This window comes from Pseudomonas sp. KH_021 (assembly GCF_057838865.1).
In genome coordinates this window covers 84,338-108,044 of sequence record NZ_JBYQOU010000002.1, presented here as the reverse complement: position 1 = coordinate 108,044, position 23,707 = coordinate 84,338, and the positions used below count along the sequence as shown (strand labels likewise).

The window sequence follows — 23,707 nt, the reverse complement described above, 5'->3', positions numbered from 1 at the left end:
AGTGATTTTGTCGGTGTCGGAACGAGATAGGTGGGCAGTTCGCCCCCACTGAGGGGGCGGACACCACCGAGCTAGATGCGTTTAGGAAGATTCCCGAGGAGGAGCACGCAAGCGAACGGTATTACGATGATCGTTAACACCGGAATTATCAAAGGAGGGATTGGCAAAGGCGCAATAAAACTGACGAGCAACGCCGCAGTGAAAAACATTAAGAGCATCGAGCTGTACTTGTTTAAAAAGGGTGATGAATATTCGAAATTGTACCTTTTAATTTGCCACGCCATGTACCCTGCGACCATTGATGGAACAACCATGATTACCATAGACGGAACCCACATACCAAGAAGTATAATTCGATAAATAATATGGTAAATCACCATCGCAAGCGCTTCGCCTCTGGCTTTGATAAATGGAAACCAAAGCTCACCAAGGTGCTCCCAACCTTTTGACTTTTCCATTTCCGCCTCAGAGGGGATAAAGAAGCTTGAAACAGTTTCTTTAATCCCAGAATCTCCCAAGAAGGAAATGTACAACTGGTCTGTTGATTGCCTAACCAATTGCTCTGAGTCATCCCCCAAAAGATCACGCGTCCACCCCTGCTCTTTTAATATTGAACGCTCGATAAATGTATTGGGCACAAGGCATACGACTAGAAGGATTTCTATAAAAAAGCAAACTATGAAAGCCCAGAACGTTTTTGGCCACTTTTCCTCCATGTCACTTTCTCCCCGACTCAATCAACTTCCATACCCTGGACAACGGATTTTCAGGCTGAAGCAACGCTTTCGTTACTGCCTCCCTAGGATATTTGTGCGAGTCACAATCTGCGTCGGCCATGATTTTTGCTATCTCAGCAGAAACCACTGGATTTGTTTTAAGCAATTCATCGTTGCAGATGATATCGCACATCCCATCAATGAATGGATCCATAAAAGCAACCAACCGAACTCTATCGGTCGACCCAACCTTGGAAAGGTATGACTCCAGAGCACTTTGGATAACAACTTTGGTGATTTGGACAGTTTCTGGCGTTCTCAACAAAACGGCAGCCACACCGATAAGTGCAGCGGCACGGGGCCAGTCGGACTTCAAGAGATACAGGGCATCTTTCAATGATCGGTTGTCGCCGAACACTTCCAAAAATGCCTTGTTTGCGGTAGCTGTATTGTTCATATGTTTTTTACGCTGCATTTTTAAGTACAACTTCTTTATATTTGGCGGCGAGCTCTGTAGCTTTATTCATATCTTGTGGTGTCGTTAGTACAGGGACCTTACCTTTAATCAACCTACCACCAGCCATAATCGCAATATATTCTAGGTTTGGTAACTGGCCGAACATCTGCGACGGAAATAACTCCCCTTCTTCCTCCATGAGCCTCTCACCGACGTTACCCGAGTGCATGTGGGGATCCTGGCCAGAGGAAGCACCTTGCGTCCGCATAATGTATTTGAATCGGGTTGGTGGGATTTTCGATGCAACGTACTCTTGTGTATCCGGATCGGTAATCCGAAGAGCAATAAGATGGTTCGTGTTGCCCAGCACCTGTCTAGCCTTCGCGGCGTCCCCCATCCGAGCTTCGAAATCGGCGATGGTTTGAGTCGCCACGTAAAGGCTGAGCTTTGCACCGCGCCCCTTGTTTAACAATTGGATGAGCTGATCGTTGACCACCTCTGCAGCTTCATCGACGAAGATACTCACAGGGCGTAGCGACACGCCGTAGTTGTAACGCTCACCCGCGACTGAGGCCAAGTCGGCCAGGAAAATTGAACCAATGGCCGAGCCGACAAGTGGGTCAGAGAGAGAATCGAGGCCCAAGTACATAACCTGTCCGCCATCGATGATTTTTTTGGTATCCGTTACTTCGCGATCATCATTGTCATCGTCCATGGGAGACAGCAACGGCCCCATGTGACCGGAAGTAAGCATGTTGAGTACCGGCATCAGCGAAGCAATCATTTTCCCAAAGTGCTGACTGTCATGTTCGAACATAGACAAGACACCTTCAAGATCGGAGTTTGCTTTGATGGGCTGTACCTCAACCCGATACATTGAAATTAACTGGAATGCCCTTGCTTCATCATGCTGCGCACCCTTTAAATAATGTTTAACGGTAGCTTCGAAGTCAGTAATTATCGGCTCAGCATAGGCTTTGATAGCTCGAATAATCAGAGACGCCAGCCCGCCTTCCAACGCACGCCGGATAGAAACCAACGTTGGCTGCTCACCGCAAATAAGCATGGCCTGAACAACGTTGTTAATAGCCATCATTGCGAACGCTTGGAACGGGTTACCCGCCTCAGATTTCATCAGCGCGGCGATACGGCTAGCAACCTCTGTTGGTCTAGAAAAGTTCTTTGTCGGGGAGACTCTTGTAGACTTTTCAGGGAAAGCCGGATGAAAGTATTTAAACCTATTTGGTTCGCCCGCAATTTCACAAGCGCGCTTAGTATTTTCTGCTAACTCGCGATCACCTTTCGGATCGATCACGATTACAGCCTCTCCGCGCAGAACAGCTTGGGTTATCTTTAAATCAAACAGGCGAGTTTTTCCGGAACCGGTAGTACCCACAATCAGTTCGTGAAGACTTGTTAGTTCTGTCTCAATTTTTTGGTCTTCATCTTTCTTTTGGCTCAGCCCATGAATCCATGGCGCACCCATGAAACCATCTTTAACCTTTGGCACAAATTTTGTGACGTCTCTTTTTAAAAGATCAAACATCATTTGACCTTCAGACTGTGTCCACTGATAACCTTGACCTAAATAAACGGAAGACGGGTTTGCAATCATGAAATCAAGTAACTTATCTTGACTAAGTAGGTCCACCGGTTGCGCACCGAGGCGCTGCTTAATTCTGTGCAGCCGAATGGCCTTGGGAAGTTTTTTCAGGGCAAAAGACGCCTGAACACCTAGCGTGCATGCAAAAGGCATAAAAGGAAGGTTGGTACTCAGCATGCCAAGCGAAGCGGTGGCAACCATTCCTCCCATCCAGGCAGCAACTTCCACAGCTTCAAAATTTGGACGCCAAGGGACATCATACGACCATTCACTCATACCAATAACTCCCTTGGAATAATTACGACAATATTCTTGCGCCGCATCACAAAATCACAGTAGTCGCAAACAGCATTTTTAATTTGTTCATGCCCAAAACCCAATATTGGCTCAAGTGCTTTAAATGACCCAGGTGTAAACTCAGCTGCAGAATCGCCAGACTCTAATGTCAGTCTTGTAACGTGTTGAATTGCCAGTTTTACAATGTGTCGATTGCGTTCTGTTTGGGCTTTGTCTCGTTTCTTGTTAGTGAGGAGAAACTCAAACTTTTGATTCGCAATCTCTTCAATTGCTTCCGCGGCTTTATTGCTAATAACAACGCCATTGATGTTGTTGAGTTTCTGAACAAGTCGCTGTTTCAAGCCGCCACCTTTCAAGAAGTTCTCCATGATCCAACCCGCTTGGGCAAGAACCAGAACTTCTTCCTCTGTCAGGACGCTTTGTCCGCTGGAGAGTGGAAGAAAGAGCTTTGAATTTAACGTTGACCAATGGACGACGTTCGGTACGTGACGACGCATGATCGCCATCGCCTCAGGCGCTGAGCGTGCCAGATCGTCTGCGAATGACGGTGCGCCCTTTTCTTGGGTGGCAAGGGAAGCTTTTGCCATTGAGTCATCAGCGGAAGATTCTTTTAATGGAATTGCCAATGCTTCAAGCTGGAGAGCAAGGACAGGTTTCTCAAGCGTTGGAGCTTGTGGGTTTTCCTCTCTCCGGCGCCGATTTGGCTTTTTGGCAGAAGGAAGATCTGCGGTATCTAACAATTCTCCCTGCGTGACCTTTTCTATTGTGCGAGGTTTCCGCGGGGTCGACGGAGCTAGGTCGAGACCTTCAAACAATCCGGCAAGCGTATCAAAGGCATTTGCCGGGGGTACGGCCACTGGCAGCGGCTCTTCGTGAACCTCCTCCTCAAACACGATGTTGTTGAGTGAGGAGCCAAGATCCACAGCGCTCGCCGTCTGATCGGCCAAGTAAGCTTCCAGGTCGAAGTTCGAAGGCTCTGACGGAGGCTCCACTTTAATTGCTCGCGCTGGAGCTTCTACGGGGGACGGTGCTCCAAATGCGCCTTGATCTTCATCGAGAGTGAAGGCCAATGGTTGGAAGCCGTCTGCAGGGATCGCCGCTTGTTCACCCAATTCATCAGCCGAAAACAGACTATCAATATCGAGCCCTTCAACCAGAAGGGTCTTCAACGCTGGCGGTTGTACCTCCGGCTCCAACACAGTTACTAAAGACTCAGTGTCCACGGGCTCAAGAGATATCCCCTTGGCAGCAGCCTTTTTGTGTAAGGCGGGACTTGCCGTACGAGTTCCTGTAACGGGTGTCGGTTGAAAATTATTAACCAAATCGCCTAACGCGGTGGCCATGCCTCCGCCACTCGGAGGTGTGCTGTTTTGACCAGAATTAGGTGCAGCTAGGTCAACCACGAGCGGGTTGATTTCAATTGTCGTGTTCACTTCCAGCGTAACGGCGTTGGAATCTTTACCGAGTGTCACTGACACAGCGGCAGGCGGATGGTCATAACCAAACACCGTATCTGCGCTCATGATTTTTAAGCACTTCAAATACGTTTCTTTGGTAAACCCTGCTGGATCAACTTTTCTTAAATCAAACGGTGCGACGTCCCAATAAGGCCCTCCATCAGGGCCACGATCGGCGAGGCCATTTTCAATGAGCACATTTGCCAATAAATCGGGGGTGCGGGGAATTGCATTGACTCCCTGAGAAATGACTTCTTTAACAACGTCTTCTGCTCCCTGTTTCCAGACAATAAAGACACCGTCGACCGTGACCCAGACCCTAGAACCTTTCTTGTTGACACCCCATGTCCCCATGGTCACCAAACGGCGTATAGCATCGACAACTAGACGATTCACAGGAACGCCGGTACCACTCGATGAGGCTTCCCCGCCATGACGCTTCATGTCCTGCTCAACTGATGCTGAATCGGATCGACTGACAATGCTCGTCAAAACGCTGTTGGGATCGTCGCCACTAATAGCGTTCACCATAGACGCGTAGATGTCCTGGCCAGCATTCATTATCCAGCCACGGGTTTTACGAGGAATCAACGTGTCAACCATCGTCGCCGAGAGGTGTTTATGGACCTTGTGACGATTTGTATTCCAATGGAGGTAATACCGGGCCACGCTTTGATGGTTTGCCCATTCAAGCAACGACTCCTCCACGGGAGCCCACACTTTTTCGCCCGTCTCATCTGTCACTCGCAGATCCGTCAGCGGCTTCCCAGCGTCATGGATTAACCCTGCGCACATTGCAGCGACTCGCCAAGGCTTCTCGCGCTTGGACTTCTCTTGCGGATATTTATCGTGATCAAACACTGCATTGTTGGACTTGAGAACCGCGAAGGCGGCGACCTCGATACCGTGCCGCATTAAACCGCCAGGGCCGCGGTGATGGTGAAGTTCGGATGCCGGAAGGAGATGAACGTAATCTGCGTATGCGCGCAAAACGGGCATAACCAACTCTTCAAACTCTTCCGGCCTTAAGCCCAGAGTCGTCTGAATTTTGGTCAATTTGTCGACGTGAAGCTTCAGTAAATCTCCCCCACGAATCAGCGCGGGGTACCCGCTGATGAATGGAGGGTAACGCAGCATATGTTCGTCCCCATCCTGGAGTCCTTTGATTACTTCAGGAGAAAGCAGGACGTGAACTGGATGTTTGGGCTCAGGAATAGAATGGGCTGCCTGGCGGCGACCAAAAAACCTAGCTAAAGCATTTCTGAACAATTCAACGCACCAATTCAGTTCTTGTGACTGAAATGATGCCAATTGATGGAGTGGATACCCGTCGCTATTGACTCCCCCGGTGGGGGCAGACAACAACGGCGCGCGATAACAAGGGCCCTTATCCTCACTGTCATCCTCAGACAGAGACAGTATCGTGAAGCATCAAAACTTAATGATTGTGCTAGTAATCAGCATCGCCCTCACCGGATGCTCGACTAAACCAAAGCAGGAGATCAGCTATGTGGCGCCTACGACAGTAGAGGTTCCCGTCCGCCATTGGGATGAGTTTCGTGCATCCTGGGGGCATGAGGGACGTGGCGGTGCTGCGCTACGGAAACCCACGTATCAACACGTGCTTGCGTCCGAGGATGCAATCGTGATCAGGCCTGTTGTCCAAAACGAAGAGTCCGATCACGGCGCAGTCAAAATCTTCGCTTTGCGTGGAAGTCCGGAGGATTGGCAACGCTCAGCACTTGCACAAGGAACACCTTCTGCTGTCCCCATCCAAGTCAAACCGTCGACCGTTGATATGGACTCCGAACAGTATCTGCGGGCCTATCGAAAGTTTTGTAAGGGGGCAACCAGCGAAATGACCGAGGAGGAATGGTCATTGGTGGCGCTCGGCGGTCCGAACCATATCCCGCCGTCGCTACGAGGAAAGTGTTTAACTCAAAAATGAAGATGTCGGCTTCCGAAATAGATGCGACAACGCTAGGGGCGACGGGAACGAGCAACGTCCTTCTATTCTCGAAATAGATGCGGCTAGTGATGGCAATTGTTGCGACTGGCCGTGGTGCGAAATTGCACTCCACTTGACCACCCGTTTGCATTCGACCTGACCAGTCATTTGCATTCGTTCTGACCACCAATTGCATCGGATTTGACCAGCTTGCTTCGTGGCCATGACCGGCAGAGAACGGCCAATTGCAGACGTTTAGATTGGAGCGGCGAACGAACTTTCGTCACGCCGACCTTGTAAAGCCTGTTCTCGACCACTATCGCAGTTGCTTAATGCGCTCTTGGAGAGCTAGGGCGGCTGGGATGTTCATGGCTGCAAGTGCAGCAGCTATCTCGATAAGCGCCTGCCGCGCCTGAGCGTATTGCGACAGGCCCTGCGCGTCGGAACTCAATGCCGCCGCCACCAACTCCACCAATGCGTCGCCCGTACCCTCGCGGTACCAGAGAGTGGACGGCTCGCGTTCCTTCAGCATGGCGGCGAGCCAGCGAAGCCCGTCAAGCCGAAGTGGGGCTCCGAACTTTGTCGTCAGAAAGTGGCAGAAACGGGTGACGCATTCTTCGTCGCGAGCTAGGTGTGTAGCGGCCCAGCGTTTATAGAGATCCTTCATCCGCAGAGCCGCGCCAGGGTGCAGCCGGGACAGAGCATCCTCGTTGCCAAAGCCAAGCAGGTCGCAAGTTAAGCGCTCGCCGTAGTACCAGAGACCAGGTTGAGACCAATCGGCTGAGAGGCCGTACTCCGCGGTAGCGCGCCAGACGCGCTCAAATGCCACCGGGTCGTCACCTTTCCCGAGGCGCAGGAACAAGCCGCGAATGAAGTGCTGCAGCGCGTAGTGTGCGGCCGGACCGTGGACGAGAACGGGTTCCCAAACCGCGCGCTCTTCCCCTGCGGGCGCCGCGATCGACAGGGCGCCGAGCTTCAAAAGGATGTCGTAGCCGAGGTTCTGGCTCGGCAAGTCGTACTCACCATGCTTTTTCGCACGCGCTTTAGCACGCGTAGTGTCGTAATCCCAGATGCGCAGCGCCAAGCGCGTGTCGAGATTGCGGTCGCCAGTGCCACTGCCTTCGATGAGCCAGTTAAACAGGACTTCGAGGATCTGACCGTCTAGCGAACCACCTCGTTCGCGTTTCGGCTTTCCGCGCCAAGTCTGGTCGCCGGCATTGTATCGCCGCGTCCGGCGCTGGAAGTCTAAACGTTCTCGGCCCGCGACAACACGCTTGAGATCTAGCTCATGCGGAGTCGCGTTCGGTCCACGTAGCGGAAAGCGCCGCAGCCGCGCGAGCCACACCCTCCAGGAGCGCTCAGCATTGTCGCCATCGTCATGGTGCGGAGTGAGCATGATGAGGCCCGACCAGAGGAGCCCGGCGCGGAGCAACCGCCACCAAGCGGGGCCAAGCTGTTCTCGATTGGCGTAGGCGACGCCGACCACAACGGCGGTTGCTCGCATGTCGCCGCTCGTCAGAAGGCGCAGGACGGCGGTCTCCCATTCCTGAACGCCATCACCATTGGCGAGCCACAGGTGCATGATCGCATAGGCGACGAACTTCAGATCGTCACCGAGGTTACCTATGCGTTGACCACGAATATCTTCTTCTGTCGACGCGACCGACGCCACACAGGCGCGCACGACTTCGAGCGCGTGCTTCTGCGCTTCGGGGTTCCGGGCGAGCCAAGCGGCTCCCAATACGACGAGCGTGCCGGCCGCAGCGAAACGGCATTTCGATTTCGCGTCCTCATCTTCGCCTTCCGCTCCGGCGCCACACTCCTGAAACAGATTAAAGAGGTACGCGGCTTCATCGTCGGTGAGCGGCTGGCCGCCCTGAAGCCGCTGCTCGCACCGGTCCGGTACGAGTAGATACACAAGGGTTGGCGCGCTTTCGGTCTGCCACGCCTGCACTGCGAGGCGCAATTCATCAGGGTACACGAGCGCCTCAGTCTCCGCGCCCGTCGCCGGGTCGGTGACGGTCTGGTAGTTGGCCCGGTCGAGCGCAGCGAATAGCAGCTTGAATTCCAACGCCTCCTTCGGATTTTCAGGCAGCGACCAGGTCGCCAGCAGCGATTGAAGACGCCGTGCAACGTCGTCGTCAGTCAATAGGAGTTCGACAACGACATGGAGGAACTTCTGCTGGCGGTGGGGCGCCAGGGTCCAATCACGGGCGAAGTCAAACACCGTTTGGCCGTCCCTAAGCCAGCTCCAACCGATGAAGTTATAGGCAACCTGCTTCACGCGGACACTGTCCCAATAGAACAGGTTAGGGAACGTAATCAGGGCCGCGAGGAGCCCCGTCAGCAGCGATGGCCGATACTTTGCGATGTTGAGGAGCACGCTGACGAACGCCGCAGAGTTTCCCTCCCGGAGTATTCTCTCGATATCAGCGGTTATGTCCTCCCCCGCGTCGAGCCGAACCGTCAGCCAGCGCTCCAACGCATCGAGAGCGCAGAACAGGTTTCCGTTGCGCATCGATTCATTGGACTGCGGCCAACCGAATACCTTCCACCAGCCAGGGAAGGTCTTCTCCGAACCGTCCGCAAATTGCAGCGTCACTCCGGGAGCCTCTCCGGTTCGACCCTTCATGAATTCGGCGACCCAGCGCTCCGTGCAGAAGTTCACCAGCGCGATGAGCGAGGTGAGCGCCGTTTCCGGTGCCAGCTGCAAGAAGGGGAAGAACGGGCTTTTCCAAAAGGCCGTCGGGTAAGCGTCCTGGGAGTATTCGAGGCCGAGGTCCATTTCGAAACTCCCAGAGACGTACTCCCGTTCCGGCTGGTCTTCGATGATGAGCGCGAGCAGGATTTCGGCCGCCAACTCAGGCTGCATACGCATCAGAGACTGGATGCCGTTCTCTTTGATGCAGGCGGTCCGGAAATCCATATCGACCTTTTCGCTAGCCCCTAGCGGCCAAGGCGGCAATCGCTCGCGGAGCGATCCGAGGGCGCGCGGCATCTGCTTCCGTTCTTTGTGCCACGCCTTATATTTGACATCGGTCTTCAGGCGCATGGTGTGCGCCTTCGTCTTCTGTAGCCGAACTTCGGCAATGCGCCGTTTGACTTCAGCGTTGACCTCTCGGCGTCCCGCAAGTTCGAGTGCCCAGTTCCCGACCTCGGTTGGCAAGTCGCCCGCCCCAGCCAGTGGTGCGGTGTACAGCAACGGCTCAGACTTCAAGTACATCACGCCGTTGCCCTTCTCGACCTGCACGGTCCGAGCCATGGCGAGCGCCATCTCCGCCATCTCCAGGCGGAAAGGCATCAGATTGCCATTGCTCAGCGTGCGCGGCGTCTTCGTCAGCCAGGTCTCGATGACCTTCGCGAGAGCGGACGAAACCAGCCCGGCTATTCGCTCCCGCTGCGCGATGAGAAAGCGGAGAACGGGCGGCCAACGACCAATGACAATTGAGCGGTACCGCGCTTCCATGTACAAACCGACCGCCGCGTCCAGTCCCATTCCGCCGCCGGTAGGCACCGTCGCGATGTGGTGGAAGCGCCGGAGCAGTCGTGTGAAGTGTTTCGCGCCGTTGTCGAGCAGGAGGTCGACGCGTTCGGTCAGGAAGCGTTCGGCGTTGGGGTCCAAGCAGAGCGCGTCAAGGAGGATATCGGCCGCCAAATCGTTCTTCGCGGCCTCCGCGGACCCGAGGGCGACATCCCAGGCCGTGCCAGTCTCGGACGGCTGGCGCAGCAGGAACTGGCCCAGCAACCGGAGCGCGTTCGTCCAGAGCGGATTGCCGGCCAGGGCGGCCCACTGCGGCGTGTCCGTCCAAATCTGTTTCAGGAACTGGAAGCGCGCCCAATCCGCCGCGAGATCGTGCTCGAACTCGATGCGATTGGTCCGCTCATTCAGGTGCAGCGGAAGCTCGTCGGGCCGCTGCGTAAACGTCGCCGTGTCCGCTGGCTCCAGGTCGGTCAACGCGAAGCTGCGCTCGAACGATGCTTCTCGCTGGGCGAGGCGCATCATCAACGCCTTCACGTCGGCGCGATCCTTCGTCCAATGCTTCCAGAGGCGGTCGGCGATTGCGGTGTGAGACGCCATTCCACTGGCGTTAGCCCCAAGCGCCGCACCTGCCTTGATGACCCACGCCAATGTCCGCAGGTTAGCCAGCGCCGCAATGGTGTCGTCATGCGCGGCCAACCAGCCCAAGGTGGGCGAAGGCAGAAGCGCCAGCTTTACCGCATCGCTCTTGAGTGCTTCGACCTCGACAAGATGCGCTTTGCGCCCGCCGAGTATCGTCTCTTCGTCTTCGACCCAGCTCTGCGTTTGCGTGACGATGATGACCCGCCACGCGTCCTCGATCTCTTCGCCGTCACTCGCCAGGATAGTTTGAAGCAGTTGGCGAACTACGACGAACTCGCTGGCCTCGATGCGTTCAGCAGAGTCGATGACCAGCACGTTCTGCGGCTTCACCGTGGCGTTTAGCACCAGCGAGAGTTCGTGCGTGAGAGGGAGGGCGCCACGGCGCGCGGCGCTAAGCGCCGTTTTCAGGTCTTCCGGGCCGAACCATACCTGGTTCCAGGAGGGAAACTCTCCGTCCAACACAGACTTGACCAGCGCCGACTTGCCCGAGCCCGACTCCCCGAAGACCACCGTGACCGGGTGCTTTGCAACAGATGCCTGGAGCGACGCCATCTCCGCTGTCCGCGGGACGACGTAGCCAGAAGGTAACTCCGTCTCTATCCGCGCCTTGTGGTCCACGGCGATGTTGAGGAGCGTCTCCCAATCGCGCTGAAAGTCCGGATGATGACGGAGGCCGAACTGGCCCCTGAGCGAGGACAATAGGTTCGGGACGGTGATAGTTCCGCTGCGAAGACGCACCTCCGTCGCAATGTTGATGAGACCTTTCCAAAGAGACTGCGCTTCGACGTCACAGCTAGACGCGAGAAGGCGACGGCATTGCGCGATGGCATGGGTCGCGTTCTCGGTGTGCGCAAACTGCAGGTCGGTCGGCAGCACGTGTAAGCGGCGAATGAGCCCGATGGTCTCCTCGTCGGACGCCTCGCCGGGCTTCTGGACGCTGTCGAAAACGGCCGACTGCCTCTTGTTGCTGCGGATTCGGCTCATGGCGAGCGCGATATCCGTGCCGCTACACGCGTTCTTCACTTCGCGCCACACCGGGTCGAACGTCTGATGGGTGCCGAGTGTGGCCAAGGCCAGCCCGTCGGCCGCGCGATTGAATGGCCCCTTCGGGTCACGCCACTGTTCCCAAGCGCGCGTCACGAAGTCAGCGGGAAGGCCGGCCGCGTTCACCTGCAAATTGCCCTTCACGGAGATCGCAAGCCGCCGCGGTCCGGTGGTGGCCTGGGCCGTCAGTAGCAGGTCGTCGATGTACCACCCCAAGGTCGAGACTTGTGCTTGGACCTGCGTGACCACGCCGCCGATACCCGGTGCCTGCTCACCTGATAGGGCCTTCACCAACTGCCAGGCGCTTATCAGGTCCTCGAACTCGAACCCGGCGCCGCTCGTCGACCGCAGCGTCGCGGGCGCGCGTTTCGCACTGCCGTCGCGTGGCGCTTTCGGCTTCGATGTGTTCTTAGATTGGGCCATTAGCTTCCGAATGCTTGTAGCTGTGCCGTATCTGTCGGCGAGAAGTAGGGGGGCAGGATCCTCGCAGCCTTATGGTGGGCTTGAAGCGCGTCACAGGTCCCCGATTGCTAGTTCAGCACAACTGTGTTGCACCGACAAAGTGTACCGCCGAGGTGGTACCGAAGCCACCGCGCCTGCAGTCAAAACCTGGGGGGCATCCGGAACCTGACCTCCGGAACGTCCCCTAAGGGTCGTTCTCTTCCGCGCATGGCCACGAAGCACTCTGGTCAAATCCGATGCAAATGACTGGTCAAGTCAAATGCAGGTTGCGTATGCACGCGGTGCGTATCCAGGGCAGTGAAGTCTGGTACGCCGGATGCACCTTGGATATCCGCGTGGATATAGGTCGCGATCACGTGGCCGAGCAGGCAAAGACTATTCCGGAATCCAAAAAAGTTACGCGCAAGCGGTCCCCGTGAATTCAAGGAAGTGAGCAAGGTCAGAAAGGTTTTTCAAAGACTTACGGAATTCAAGGAAAAGCTGCTCAGGTACACCCCAAGTCTCGCCACCATGCGGGGCCGGGCCGCAGCAGCGCACAGAGATCGTCTTCGATCCTGGCACGGGTACCAAGGTCTATTTGGAACCCAATCTCCCTGCCCTATGCGGGCTTTTTGAGCACAGCAATTTGCAAAAGTCGCACGCCTATCCGTTCGACAGAACGCTCCTTTGCTCAAACTGGCAGGACATGGCCATAACGCTTTCCACGATTTTCCAGGAAAGCGATCCGAAAAATAGCCAACCGAAGGTGCTCAACAATAGCACCCCCGCGCCCAGTGCCTGGTGCACATCACCAGCCAGTTTCGCTGCCGCTTGAATTGCCACACCAGCTGGTAGCACCAGGAGAAGGGGAAACAGAACTCGCTTGCCGGAGACCTTTAAGAGCAAGTTGATTCGAGCAGCATTGCTCTCCGCAACCAGGCCCAGCGAGATGCCTAAATTCACCGCGAAGTGATACACGCCCCCAAATAGTATGAGCGGAGGTATCAGAATCATTTGTTGCTCAATGGTCGTCGAAAAGAGAATTACGTAAAGGGCGGACTGTTCGAACAGTGACCGTTCAACAATATTCCCCTGGCCAGGGGTGGCGTGATGGCCGGAGAAATATTGCGAATACAGCATCACTGCAATGAACAGGCAATGCATACCGACCAAAAGAATCAGGATGGGTTTGGCTGACAATTTTGGAAGTTTGAACCAGTAAGACGCCCTGCTCAGTTGGCGGAAGCATGAGCCTAAAACGGACGCCCCAGTGTCCTTTGCGAACGCTATGGCCACGATGACCAAAAAGAACGGCGAACATATGTTGAACAGGTGATACAGAGCCTTTCCCCCCATCAGAAAGATGGTTAGCCCTAGTCCACCAAAAATGATGGCGGCCAAGAAATAGCTTGGCAACGATTTGATTGAAAGCGTGGCCGCGCCCGCGAGCCACGCTCCCCAGTTTCTCCAGACAAGCTGCTGTGGTGACGACTTCACGCAGATTCCAAATAATTAGTATGTGATGTACCCCAAGGGTATGCCGATAACGAACCCGGCGCATGAGGCGAGCAACACAGCGATTATTGCAGACTTACTCCAAAATTTTCTGCTCAGGATTGATGAATCGAGACTCTTCAGATCCTCCTCAAGCGTGCGGTCAAATGACGACCGAGGCTCAAACGCCAACCTCGGAGTCGAACTTACGATACTGGCGATTTCATCCAGCGACCTTTGCTGCCGAAGCAGCAGGTCACCACCTGGATATTCTTCGATCTGTTGAAGGGGTTGTTCGGACATCTTTTGCGACCTCGACGTTAGGTGTCGCAACACTATCTGTAGAACCCCATTCACATAGTCCCAATCGCCCCCATTACAGGGGTTTCAGTGCCTAACTGCCCCCTTAATAGGGGCAGATCAAAGCTCTACCCTCTCCTCTCGGCCTGTAGAGTTTTCTCAAACCCCGGAATGGCTGTGATGAATCATCACCAAACGGCGTGTACGAGCCCCTTGCATTTTTTATGGACGGCTCAGAATCGAAACGAGTGAGGGAGCGTTTCCCTCGTTTATTTCACTGACTACGGCGATGCCGGTCACGGAGGAAAATGTGAGCAGCACTATCAGTAGCCTTAAGGCCCTTGCAGCTAGTATCGATCCTAAGAATCAAAAGGATGAAGACAGCGCACGGGTTAACTCAAGCACATCGAATCTGACAGTGCTTGGCGCAAAGCGCGGGGACTTTTTCGCGTTTCCGCTTGATCTTTTCGAGGAGGAACCAGGGTTTAATCCGCGGAATTACGAACGCCCCAAGGTTAAGGCCCATATCGAGAAGTTGGCAAAAGCCTACATTGCCGGGAAGTCATTGCCTCCTCTCGTGGTCCAGGTAATCGATGGTCGACTGATCGTTCGGGCGGGACATTGCCGACGATTAGCTGCCCGTCTCGCCAGAGAGCGCGGCGCCCCGATCGTCCGCCTGAACTGTATCGAGATGAAGGGTGATGAGGATGCGCAGGATGCAATGCTCATTACTTCGCAGGACAGTTTAGATCTGACCCCTATTGAACGGGCTCGCGTGTACCAGCGCTCAATCAATCGAGGCAGGACGCCTGATCAGATCGCCGAATCGGTCAACATGAGCGGTAAGCACGTCAAAGAAGAACTGGAGCTGCTTGAGCTGCCGCAGGCGATGCAGGACTTGGTTGAGGAAGATGTCATCAAGCCTTATCTCGCTCGAAAGCTATACCGCCTACATGGTGGCGACAAAGCAATGAGCATCATCCAGGAACAGCTGGCAGAGCAGGAAGATGAAGATGGCGATGACCAGCAACCTTTACTGACCGATACGGCGCCAGCACGCAAACCCCGCAAGATCACTGAAAAACAGTTGACTGCGTCGATGCCGCTGAAAATCAAAAAGAGCTTTGCCCAGACAATGTTCAACGGGTTTAGCACTCTGCGTGAACATGTCCAGCAAGCTCAGCCAGATGCTAAGGATGGGTCGATTCAGCTGAAGTTACCCGCTGAGGTTTTTGCTGAACTAGACAAAATCTTGGCTGAGATTGAGAAGCTCAAAACCAAACAACAGCCTTCCGAAAACGACGGCACCCAAGACAACAACCTCAACGCGAGCCAAACCCAGTTGGCCGTCTAAATCTGGAAATGGAAAAAGGGAAAAAGGGAAACCATATGCTGATTCTTACTCGTCGTAACGGTGAATCTATCAATATCGGTGATGACATCACCGTTCGCATCCTGTCCGTGAGTGGCAACCAGGTACGTATTGGGATTGAAGCCCCTCAAGAAGTGCCAGTACATCGCGATGAGGTTTATGCGCGGATTCAGAATGAGATACCCCAGAAACGAACGGCCTAGTAGGCCAACTGAAAACCCGCCAAATCGGCGGTTTTTTTTGTTCCCGCTAGAAAGATTTCAGACTTGGGAGGTTTTCAGGATTGGACTTACTGCGATCACCTGACAGTAGCTTGGCAGACTTGTGATTCCCCCACTTCCTTTGAGAACCTGTTAACACTTCTACCCTCTAATTCTAAGGCCTCACAAACTTGTTGGATTGTCTGACAAAACAGCTCTATCTCCTGCAATACAGACTGTTCAGACTATGGCGCTGCGAGCATTTTATTGGTAGTTTCGTCGGCGCTGATCACCAAGGATTTATAATAATGAAAAAAGCGCATCTCAAGAACACCATCGGTTTCGCAGTTGCCATTGCGTCAACTCAACTCTTCGCCAGTGGTTTCGCTCTTAACGAACAAAGCATCAGCGCGATGGGCACTGGTTTTGCCGGGCGCTCGTCTTCTGCCGATGACGCCAGCACTGTATTTGGCAACCCAGCCGGCATGGCACGCCTTAAGCGGGAACAAGTGACCGTAGGCGCGGCTGCAATTCTCGCCAAATCAGATATCAGCAGCACTGGCAGCAATTCTCCAGGCGGCAGCTTCGATGGCGACATGGTTCCGACCGTAGGCGTACCGATGGGTTATTACGTCAAGCCAATTGATGATCACTGGGCATTCGGATTCGGCATTTACGCACCGTTCGGCCTGGTCACCGACTATGAAAACGGATTTGCCGGCCGTTACTTCGGTAGCTATAGCAAAGTTTCGGTTGTGACTCTGCAGCCGACCGTCAGCTACGCCTTCAATGACAAGATTTCGATCGGCTTCGGTCCGACCATCAACCGTATTGACGGCACATTGAAGTCTGATGTTCGCGGCAACTTTGCTGGTACGAACGACGGTGAAGTGAAAATCAGCGGGGACGACACTGCCGTTGGCTACAACATAGGCGTCATGGTCCAGGCCACTGACAGCACGCGTCTGGGCCTAACCTACCACTCGATGGTTGATTACAAGCTCGAGGGCAAAACAAGGATCAGTGGTGCTCCGTTCAGCGTTTTCAGTGGCAGCAAGTTTGATGCCTCACTGAAAATCAAGACCCCTGAGTCCGTGGATTTCTCGGTTACCCACGAACTGGACGAGAACTGGACCCTTTACCTCGGCAGCACTTGGACCCGCTGGAGCCGCCTGGAGGACATCACAGTCAACAATAGTGGCGTACCCCCGCAATTGGGCGGCAGCGCTGGCGCAATTGGCACTATCAGCGAGCCACAGAATTGGCACGACACTTGGGCCCACGCCATCGGTGCTAGCTACAAGCTCAACAAGGAATGGACACTCCGTACCGGCTTATCGGTCGACCAGTCGCCTACCAACAACGAAGACCGTTCGCCACGGATTCCTACCGGCGACCGCACAGTGTTCAGCCTTGGTGCTGGCTGGAGCCCAACCGAAGACATCACTGTCGACATGGCGTACTCCTACTTGATGGAGGAGGACGTTAAAGTCAGCCATTCGAAGCCGCTTGCCCCAGGTGTCAACACCACCTACAACGCCAAGTATGAAAACAGCGCACACGGCCTCGGCCTCGGCCTGACCTATCGCTTCTAAGCATTGGTCAAACAAAAAGCCCCAGCATGAGCCGGGGCTTTTTTATTCCTTTGGCTTAGGCTTGAAGCGAATTGGCTTCCGAACCGGGGACAAGCGGAAATTGAGTCAATTGTCTGGTCCCACCTGGTGATGTACTGGCAATGCTTCCATCGTATCCGTGGTTAAGCCCCGACTGAGCGAGAGGAAAAGGGCAGTTGGGGCGCCATTTCTTGGTCCTCGGCAAATAGGTATTCCCAGGGAGCGACGACATTGACTGACCGATCCTTTTGTAAATGCGCCGCCGAGCAAGGCCGCGACCTCCGAGTCTTTAATTTTGCCGAGTAACGCAATGCGTTCGGCCGTCCAGACCTTATGGTGCCGCTTAATCCCCAACTTCTTTCGAAGTACAGAAAGTGTGGTTGATGAGTAGCCAAACCTGGCCACCAGATCACGATCGGCTACCTTCCCAAGCAAGGACAACATTTCTTCGGGGTACGTAGGCACATTTACACTCGGGATACCCTGGGCTTTCCGCTCCTTCTTCAGGTAGTGCAGGGTGAAACCAAACTCAGTGGATAGGTCCTGATCAGATCGCATTCCCAGTTGACTGACCAGCTCCTGCGGCAAATTAACTATCTCGCGCTTTCTTTTGTTTGGCGTTTGAGTTGGTGTGGTTGCAGCCTTAACCGTGGAGGCGACGCCCATTTTTTTTCGAAGTGCACAAACGCTTGCGATATGATATCCAAACCGCTCACCGACCTCCCGGTCGGTAACCTTCCCTAGCAGCTGAACCATTTCTTCTGGGTATACACCACGCTTGAATTGCTCGATACCCAAGGCAAGACGCTTCTGCTTCAAGAAGTAAGCCGAAATACCACATTCAACCGACAGATCGCGATCCGAACGCTTGCCGAGTTGCTGGATCACAGCTTCGGGGATCTCATCAAGTTTGAGTTTATTTGACTTTGGTTTGGTTCGTTCGCTCATAAATCGTTACTTATAAGTCAATTTTTTTTGGATGAAAGCGTCGTCATTCAACACTCGGATACATTGTGATAGTGCAACGCAGTAGGACGCGCAGAAAGCATCCGTTAGATAATATTACATTCTCGGCCAACACAGCTGCGCGCAAGGCCTCGAATTCTTTTTGTCCCACCACTTTCTATGTGTGGTTGTCAGTGATATCGAGGGCACCGTGGAGCTTGATCACAGCTCGCACAGACCTGTAACACGGCAACCCTCGGGTTCGCTGCTGCTCGACGTGTTTTCAGCTCCCAATAGCGATTCCAGAGAGCGATTACCTGAGTTGTGGAGAGGAGTTTTACTGGCAAATAGGTCGTCGTCCCGAAACCAGTAATACGAATGTAGCCGACTGGCGAAACGGGACGGCGATAGCCCAAGAGTCGTTGTGAATCCCGTTCCAGAATCACTCGGTAAGCAGAGAGTTGGATGACGTCCCGCATGTACACGGATGGCTTCTTGCGTCGTTTTGTATCAACGATGGACAGGAATCGACCATTGTCGAAAACCTGATCGCAGCGTCCATGCAACGGCACCGGTGAGACAGTGCTGAGATTCCGCTCGGATAAGACCACAGCCGCGCCCCGTAGCTCAGCAGGCAGCGGTTCTTTCCAATTGGTCAGTCTCGAACTGTTTTCTTGTCTCATACACCTATCATCCCACGGCCCAGGGAAATGCAACTTTCCTGACCCTATTTGTACCTCTGAGGGTCGCTGTGTTTGCAATATTCAGGGGAATGTCAAAATTTAACTGACACCCATTCTGGACGAAATAGGTATGACTGAGAAAAGGCACCCACGCTCTGTTTCCGCGACAGACCTATCAAAACTTGGTCATTGCGAGATGCTTGTTATATTAAGCGAAGCCGTAGCGCAATCGGCGACCTCGCGTGCTCGCACACAGGCTGGCAACAAGGAACATGACCGTTTTCATGTCAGGGCGTGCCTCAATGCCGCCCCCCCTGGTGGGGGGCGAATTGGAGCTAAGAATATTGACTAAGCGCGGCATCGTAGCCTCCAACCGAGGAGGTGTATGTGGCGCAAAAGAAAGTGTTGATTGTCGAAAGTCCGACCAAAGCAAAAAAAATCGAGAAGTTCATCGGGCACGGATGGTTGGTTACAGCTTCTGCGGGGCATATTCGGGATTTGCCCAGCAACGAAATGGGCGTGTCAGCCCCGGACTTCGTTCCCGATTACGTCATCCATCCTGAAAAGGTTAAGACCGTAGCCTGGCTGCGAAAAATCGTCAAAGAGGCCGATGAGGTTTACCTAGGAACTGACCTCGATCGTGAGGGTGAAGCCATCGCATGGCACCTTCAACAGGCACTTAAGCCAAAGAACTACTGGCGAGTAACCTTTAACGAAATTACAAAAAAGGCCATCCTCGCGGCCATCAGTTCTCCGCGCGCAATAGATATCAATAGGGTCAAAGCACAAGAAGCACGCAGAGTGCTAGACCGAATATTCGGCTACTACGTCTCTCCGTGGTTAACCAAGGCTGCTGGGATCGGTACCAGCCTTTCCGCTGGTCGAGTTCAGTCGTCTGCCCTTCTTCTAATCGTTATGCGGGAGCGAGCCATTCGCGACCACGTATCGATCGAGCATTTCCGACTGGACGTAAAGTTCAGTATGAACATCAGTGGCGCGCCCAGTGGACCTTCTGGCACCTGGACCGCGACATGGGAGGCTGCACCTCTCTTCAAAATGCTTGAGCAAGAACCACCTCAACACTTCACAGATAAGGCTTTTATCGATCGCCTAGCCACGGCGATCCAGCAACAGCGCGGTTTCACTGTGCAGAAGGTGGTTACACGCAAAACCTATCGAAAGGCACCTCCCCCCTTTACGACTTCAACTCTGCAACAAGGCGCATCGTCACGGCTAAAAATGAATCCGGACGAGACCATGAAACTTGCACAGTCCCTGTTTGACTCTGGGGCAATCACCTACCATCGAACTGACAGCGTCAATCTCAGTGAAGAAGCGTTAGCCATGATCCGTGAATTCTTGACGAGTTCAGGTCAGCCAATTCCAGACACCCCGAACACCTGGGAATCGAAAGAGAGCGCGCAAGAGGCACACGAAGCAATCAGGCCCAGCGACATAGAGATGCGGCAATTTGGAGATGACCCAAGCACTCCTGCAGCACAACTCTATCAACTTATCTGGATGCGAGCGGTAGCCAGCCAGATGACGCCAGCGACTTACGACTCAACTAAAGCCGTTCTACTCAGTGATGTCGCGATCAAAGGCCAAAACCAACCATTTCTCGCGAAGGGCCGCGTATTGCTTGATGCGGGCTGGATGGCGCTAACTAATGGTGACGACACAGAAGAACCTGACACCCAGGACATTGAAGCAACCTCACCTCTTCCCGTATTAGTTGATGGTCAGCGACTGACCGCGCTTCTCCCTACCGTCGAGACGCAGAAAACCCAACCGCCAGCTCGCTTGTCGCTAGCTGGATTGGTCAAGGAAATGGAGCGCCTCGGAATCGGCAGGCCAGCAACCTACGCAGCTACACAAGCCGTACTGGAGAAGAGATCGTACATGGAGGTTAAGTCCAGGATGATTCATGCCACCGATCTCGGGGAGGCCGTAGCTGATGTCTTGCAGGCATCATTTTCATTTATCGAGCTGTCGTTTACCCGGCAGATGGAAGATGCGCTGGATCAAATTGCCACGGGTAAAGCAGGTTACAAGCCGGTCGTCTCATACCAATACAACATCCTCCAAGCAGAGCTTGCAGCGGTATCTAATGGAGGCTCCAACCAAGCATTTGTCGATATGCGCGCAGATCTACTCGCATGTCCCGTTTGCGCAGATGGCATTTTTGTTCGAAAAAAAGGCCCGTCTGGTCACTTCTATTCTTGCAGCCGGTATCCGGACTGTTGCGCTTCTGCGCCAGAGGCGAAGGCGAAACGTGGTGAGGCACACAGCCCGGATTTGACCCGGCTCAAAACGGGCAATGAGCCGAAAACTGAGCAGATCCTGAGCGAACAAAACTGTCCGAAGTGCGACAAGCATAAATTGGCATTAAGGGAAGGCAGTCGCGGACCGTTCTGGGGATGCACTGGCTTTAAAGCACGTCCATCTTGCAAAGCCATTGTCGAGGACGTGGATGGCGTACCAGATATCGAGAATTGGGTAGAGAAGCCTAAACAATCGCGTAGAACCACCAGACCAGGTGGACGTTAGCAATGTCAGTAGAGTGGCTCGCTAATTGCCCAGTGCGCGCAATACCAATGACGACAAGAGGCGCAGGTTTATGATGCTCGGAGATTCAGTTCGAGAAATTCTCGATCGCTGGGAGCGTCTGGAAAAGCGTTCCCTCGGGTTATCTGTCATTCAGGCCGTTGTAGACAATCTCATGTTCGTAATGAACCCAAGGACGGGATTGGCGGTGATATCGAGTGGTGCTGGCCAGCGATGCCCGCGGCCTGAGGAGCGAGCAGCATTTGAGGCCGCTCTAACATCGGGCAAAGTTCAAATCGTCGTCGTTCATCACCTAACCCAACGCCAACTGGTTTTGCACGAAGCGACAGGCAATCCTCTCGGATCCAGCAAGATCAAAGGATGCAGCGGTTAACCTGATACTTCCTGCCACTGGAAATCTTGCCAATCATTAATCTGGCAGCCCTGACCAGATTGATGAGGGGATGTAGAGGACGCAGCTTTCCAGAATCGTTTCTTGCCATCTTCACGGTCAAACACAAATCGTATCCGACCACACTGACCCATGGCCACATAGGTGTCACTCCACCGCTTCAATGTCCCCCCGGTTTTCGATACGTCACCTGCAGCAACTCTTTTTTCCTGTCCGGAAATGACGACCGCCTCCAAAACCACGGCTCCAGTTCCTATCGCGTTGAACCTCAAGAAAGCACCGTCCCGCTGCGGCACTTCGGGAGGCGATTGCGTGCACCCGGACAGTGAAAACGCTAACGGCATAAGCAGAAGAATCTTCAAGATCATCTCTGTTCTCGTCTAGGTGGAACAGACGCATCAAAAAGATCGTCGGTTTTCCAATGACTCAGTGTGAGGCGAACGTTGGCTCTTTCGGCGACATAACAGCCCCTCTCATGGGGGCACACCTCCATAGCGGGGGGCGTTGTGGGGTTGTGTTTTTTGGGGCGCTGGTAGGCTTTGAGTATTACGAGCTAACAGGCAAATGGACATGAAAAAGCAGATCACGCTGACCGAGGAACAAGTAGCAATTAAGGAGTATCGCGGTCGGCGTCTGCGCATTCGAGCTTTTGCCGGTGCGGCCAAGACCACGACCCTGGCGGAGTATGCTGAGGCGAATCCAAGAGAGAGAATTCTCTATGTCGCCTATAACAGGGCTATTCGCGACGAAGCAGCCACCAAGTTTCCAAAAGGCGTGGACTGCAAAACCGCTCACCAGTTGGCCTATCACAGCATTGGTCGGAGCTACTCTGGAAAGCTGACCCAAAACCTCAGGCTGACAGACATCGCGAAAGCTGTGGACACGCGCAATTGGACAGCCGTCAAAGATGTCCAGGAAACCCTTGCCAACTACCTAAACAGCGCGGACCTCGATATCGGTGAGCAGCACTTCAATCGGGTAGAGGCTGGTACTGAATTGTCCGGCAAAAAGGCGCAATACCGCGCCTCGATTGTCGCTGGCGCCAGCATGTTGTGGCAGCGGATGATCGACCTAAATGACCTCGAGATTAAAATCGGCCACGACGGTTACTTCAAACTCTGGCAGACCTCGAATCCGGATCTGTCTAAACGCTATACGACGATCCTCGTCGACGAAGGGCAGGATCTGAATGCTTGCTTGATCGACGTGATTTTCAGGCAGAACGCCAAGGTGATTATCTGCGGTGACTCGCACCAGCAAATCTATCGCTTCCGAGGTGCTGTTAACGCCTTGGATCACTCTGCGATGGAAGGTGTTGACGAAATGTACCTGACCAGTTCATTTCGCTTCGGGCCTGCGGTAGCCCATACCGCGAATATCATTCTCTCCTATAAAGGCGAGTCGCTCGAAATCATCGGCGCGGGCCCGGTCACCAAGGTAACGCGCAAGCTTCCTGATGACATCGATCACCATGCGGTACTTCATCGGACGGTGATGGGCGTGATTGAAAACGCGCTGATGTTGGCTGCCCAGGGGCACAAAATATTTTGGGTTGGTGGCTTGGAGGCATACAAGTTTACTGAGCTCGAAGACCTGTACCGCTTTAGCCAAGGTGAGCACAGCGAAATTCGGCGCCGCCAGCTGCTGGACGAGTACCGTGACTTTCAGGAATACCGGGTAGTAGCGCAAGAGTCGAATGATCGAGAAATGGAGCGATCGGTCAAGCTCATCGACACTTACGATGATCTACTTGAAAGACTTGCTGAGCTTCGCCGCTGCTCGGTAAAGGAAGAGTTCGACGCAACTGTCACCTTAGCAACAGCGCACAAGGCAAAAGGCCTTGAGTGGGATGCCGTCAAGCTGTACGAAGACTTTGCCGATCCACTCGACCCGAAAATGAAGGCGGAAGAGCGAGATGACGAGCTGAACCTACTCTACGTAGCAATCACGCGCGCTATGCGAATTCTTGCGCTCAACACTGTTGTGATCGCATTGATGGCAAATTTCGTTCAGCAAAGGGATCGTCGTCGACCCATTGCTTTACACGCATAGTTGATT

15 protein-coding genes are annotated in these 23,707 nt (G+C 53.9%); 6 read left to right on the top strand and 9 right to left on the bottom strand.

The window, feature by feature from the left end:
- Nucleotides 1-71: 71 nt before the first annotated feature.
- From AC3IX4_RS29290 to mobH, 4 genes are read right to left on the bottom strand one after another with little or no spacing between them, the layout of a single operon-like run.
- Nucleotides 72-716, bottom strand: a complete 645-nt coding sequence (locus AC3IX4_RS29290) for an IncC plasmid conjugative DNA transfer DtrJ family protein (protein WP_489261597.1) — start codon at nucleotides 714-716, stop codon at nucleotides 72-74.
- Nucleotide 717: 1 nt separating this feature from the next.
- Entirely contained in the window at nucleotides 718-1,191 is a 474-nt protein-coding gene (locus tag AC3IX4_RS29285) for a hypothetical protein (protein WP_489261596.1), read from the bottom strand.
- Nucleotides 1,181-3,052, bottom strand: coding sequence for a conjugative transfer system coupling protein TraD (traD, locus tag AC3IX4_RS29280; protein ID WP_489261595.1), 1,872 nt, complete (start codon nucleotides 3,050-3,052; stop codon nucleotides 1,181-1,183). Before traD ends, AC3IX4_RS29285 begins: the two co-directional genes overlap by 11 nt.
- Entirely contained in the window at nucleotides 3,049-5,667 is a 2,619-nt protein-coding gene (mobH, locus tag AC3IX4_RS29275; protein ID WP_489261594.1) for a MobH family relaxase, read from the bottom strand. Before mobH ends, traD begins: the two co-directional genes overlap by 4 nt.
- 286 nt (nucleotides 5,668-5,953) lie before the next feature.
- Between mobH and AC3IX4_RS29270 the strand changes: the two genes are divergently transcribed.
- Nucleotides 5,954-6,478: a hypothetical protein gene (locus AC3IX4_RS29270; RefSeq protein ID WP_411961101.1), complete on the top strand. Its 525-nt coding sequence runs from the start codon at nucleotides 5,954-5,956 to the stop codon at nucleotides 6,476-6,478.
- A 316-nt stretch (nucleotides 6,479-6,794) separates the two neighbouring features.
- On the opposite strand, the gene AC3IX4_RS29265 is transcribed toward AC3IX4_RS29270, so the two are convergent.
- The gene (locus AC3IX4_RS29265; RefSeq protein ID WP_489261593.1) at nucleotides 6,795-12,065 is read right to left on the bottom strand and encodes an ATP-binding protein; all 5,271 of its coding nucleotides are present in this window, start codon (nucleotides 12,063-12,065) and stop codon (nucleotides 6,795-6,797) included.
- Between the two features lie 681 nt (nucleotides 12,066-12,746).
- Nucleotides 12,747-13,580, bottom strand: coding sequence for a hypothetical protein (locus AC3IX4_RS29260; RefSeq protein ID WP_489261592.1), 834 nt, complete (start codon nucleotides 13,578-13,580; stop codon nucleotides 12,747-12,749).
- A gap of 607 nt (nucleotides 13,581-14,187) precedes the next feature.
- On the opposite strand from AC3IX4_RS29260, the gene AC3IX4_RS29255 reads away from it, so the two are divergent.
- From AC3IX4_RS29255 to AC3IX4_RS29245, 3 genes are all read left to right on the top strand, one after another.
- A complete protein-coding gene (locus AC3IX4_RS29255) occupies nucleotides 14,188-15,231 on the top strand; it encodes a ParB/RepB/Spo0J family partition protein (RefSeq protein ID WP_411961098.1) in 1,044 nt (347 codons plus the stop codon).
- Between the two features lie 35 nt (nucleotides 15,232-15,266).
- Nucleotides 15,267-15,452, top strand: coding sequence for a carbon storage regulator CsrA (csrA, locus tag AC3IX4_RS29250; protein WP_411961097.1), 186 nt, complete (start codon nucleotides 15,267-15,269; stop codon nucleotides 15,450-15,452).
- 305 nt (nucleotides 15,453-15,757) lie between these two features.
- Nucleotides 15,758-17,044, top strand: coding sequence for an OmpP1/FadL family transporter (locus AC3IX4_RS29245; RefSeq protein WP_489261653.1), 1,287 nt, complete (start codon nucleotides 15,758-15,760; stop codon nucleotides 17,042-17,044).
- A gap of 105 nt (nucleotides 17,045-17,149) precedes the next feature.
- Here the strand turns inward: AC3IX4_RS29245 and AC3IX4_RS29240 are convergent, their stop codons facing one another.
- Nucleotides 17,150-18,010 carry a hypothetical protein gene (locus AC3IX4_RS29240; protein ID WP_489261591.1) on the bottom strand — a complete coding sequence of 287 codons (861 nt, stop codon included), beginning with the start codon at nucleotides 18,008-18,010 and terminating at the stop codon, nucleotides 17,150-17,152.
- Between the two features lie 188 nt (nucleotides 18,011-18,198).
- A complete protein-coding gene (locus AC3IX4_RS29235; protein WP_411961094.1) occupies nucleotides 18,199-18,690 on the bottom strand; it encodes a PD-(D/E)XK nuclease family protein in 492 nt (163 codons plus the stop codon).
- Nucleotides 18,691-19,077: 387 nt separating this feature from the next.
- Here AC3IX4_RS29235 and topA point away from each other — a divergent pair, with 387 nt between their 5' ends.
- Nucleotides 19,078-21,240, top strand: coding sequence for a type I DNA topoisomerase (gene topA / locus AC3IX4_RS29230; RefSeq protein ID WP_489261590.1), 2,163 nt, complete (start codon nucleotides 19,078-19,080; stop codon nucleotides 21,238-21,240).
- A 387-nt stretch (nucleotides 21,241-21,627) separates the two neighbouring features.
- Here topA and AC3IX4_RS29225 read toward each other — a convergent pair whose 3' ends face one another.
- Nucleotides 21,628-22,017: a hypothetical protein gene (locus AC3IX4_RS29225; RefSeq protein WP_489261589.1), complete on the bottom strand. Its 390-nt coding sequence runs from the start codon at nucleotides 22,015-22,017 to the stop codon at nucleotides 21,628-21,630.
- Nucleotides 22,018-22,219: 202 nt separating this feature from the next.
- On the opposite strand from AC3IX4_RS29225, the gene AC3IX4_RS29220 reads away from it, so the two are divergent.
- On the top strand, nucleotides 22,220-23,701 hold the full coding sequence (locus tag AC3IX4_RS29220) for a UvrD-helicase domain-containing protein (RefSeq protein ID WP_411961283.1): 1,482 nt from the start codon (nucleotides 22,220-22,222) through the stop codon (nucleotides 23,699-23,701).
- Nucleotides 23,702-23,707 lie beyond the last annotated feature (6 nt).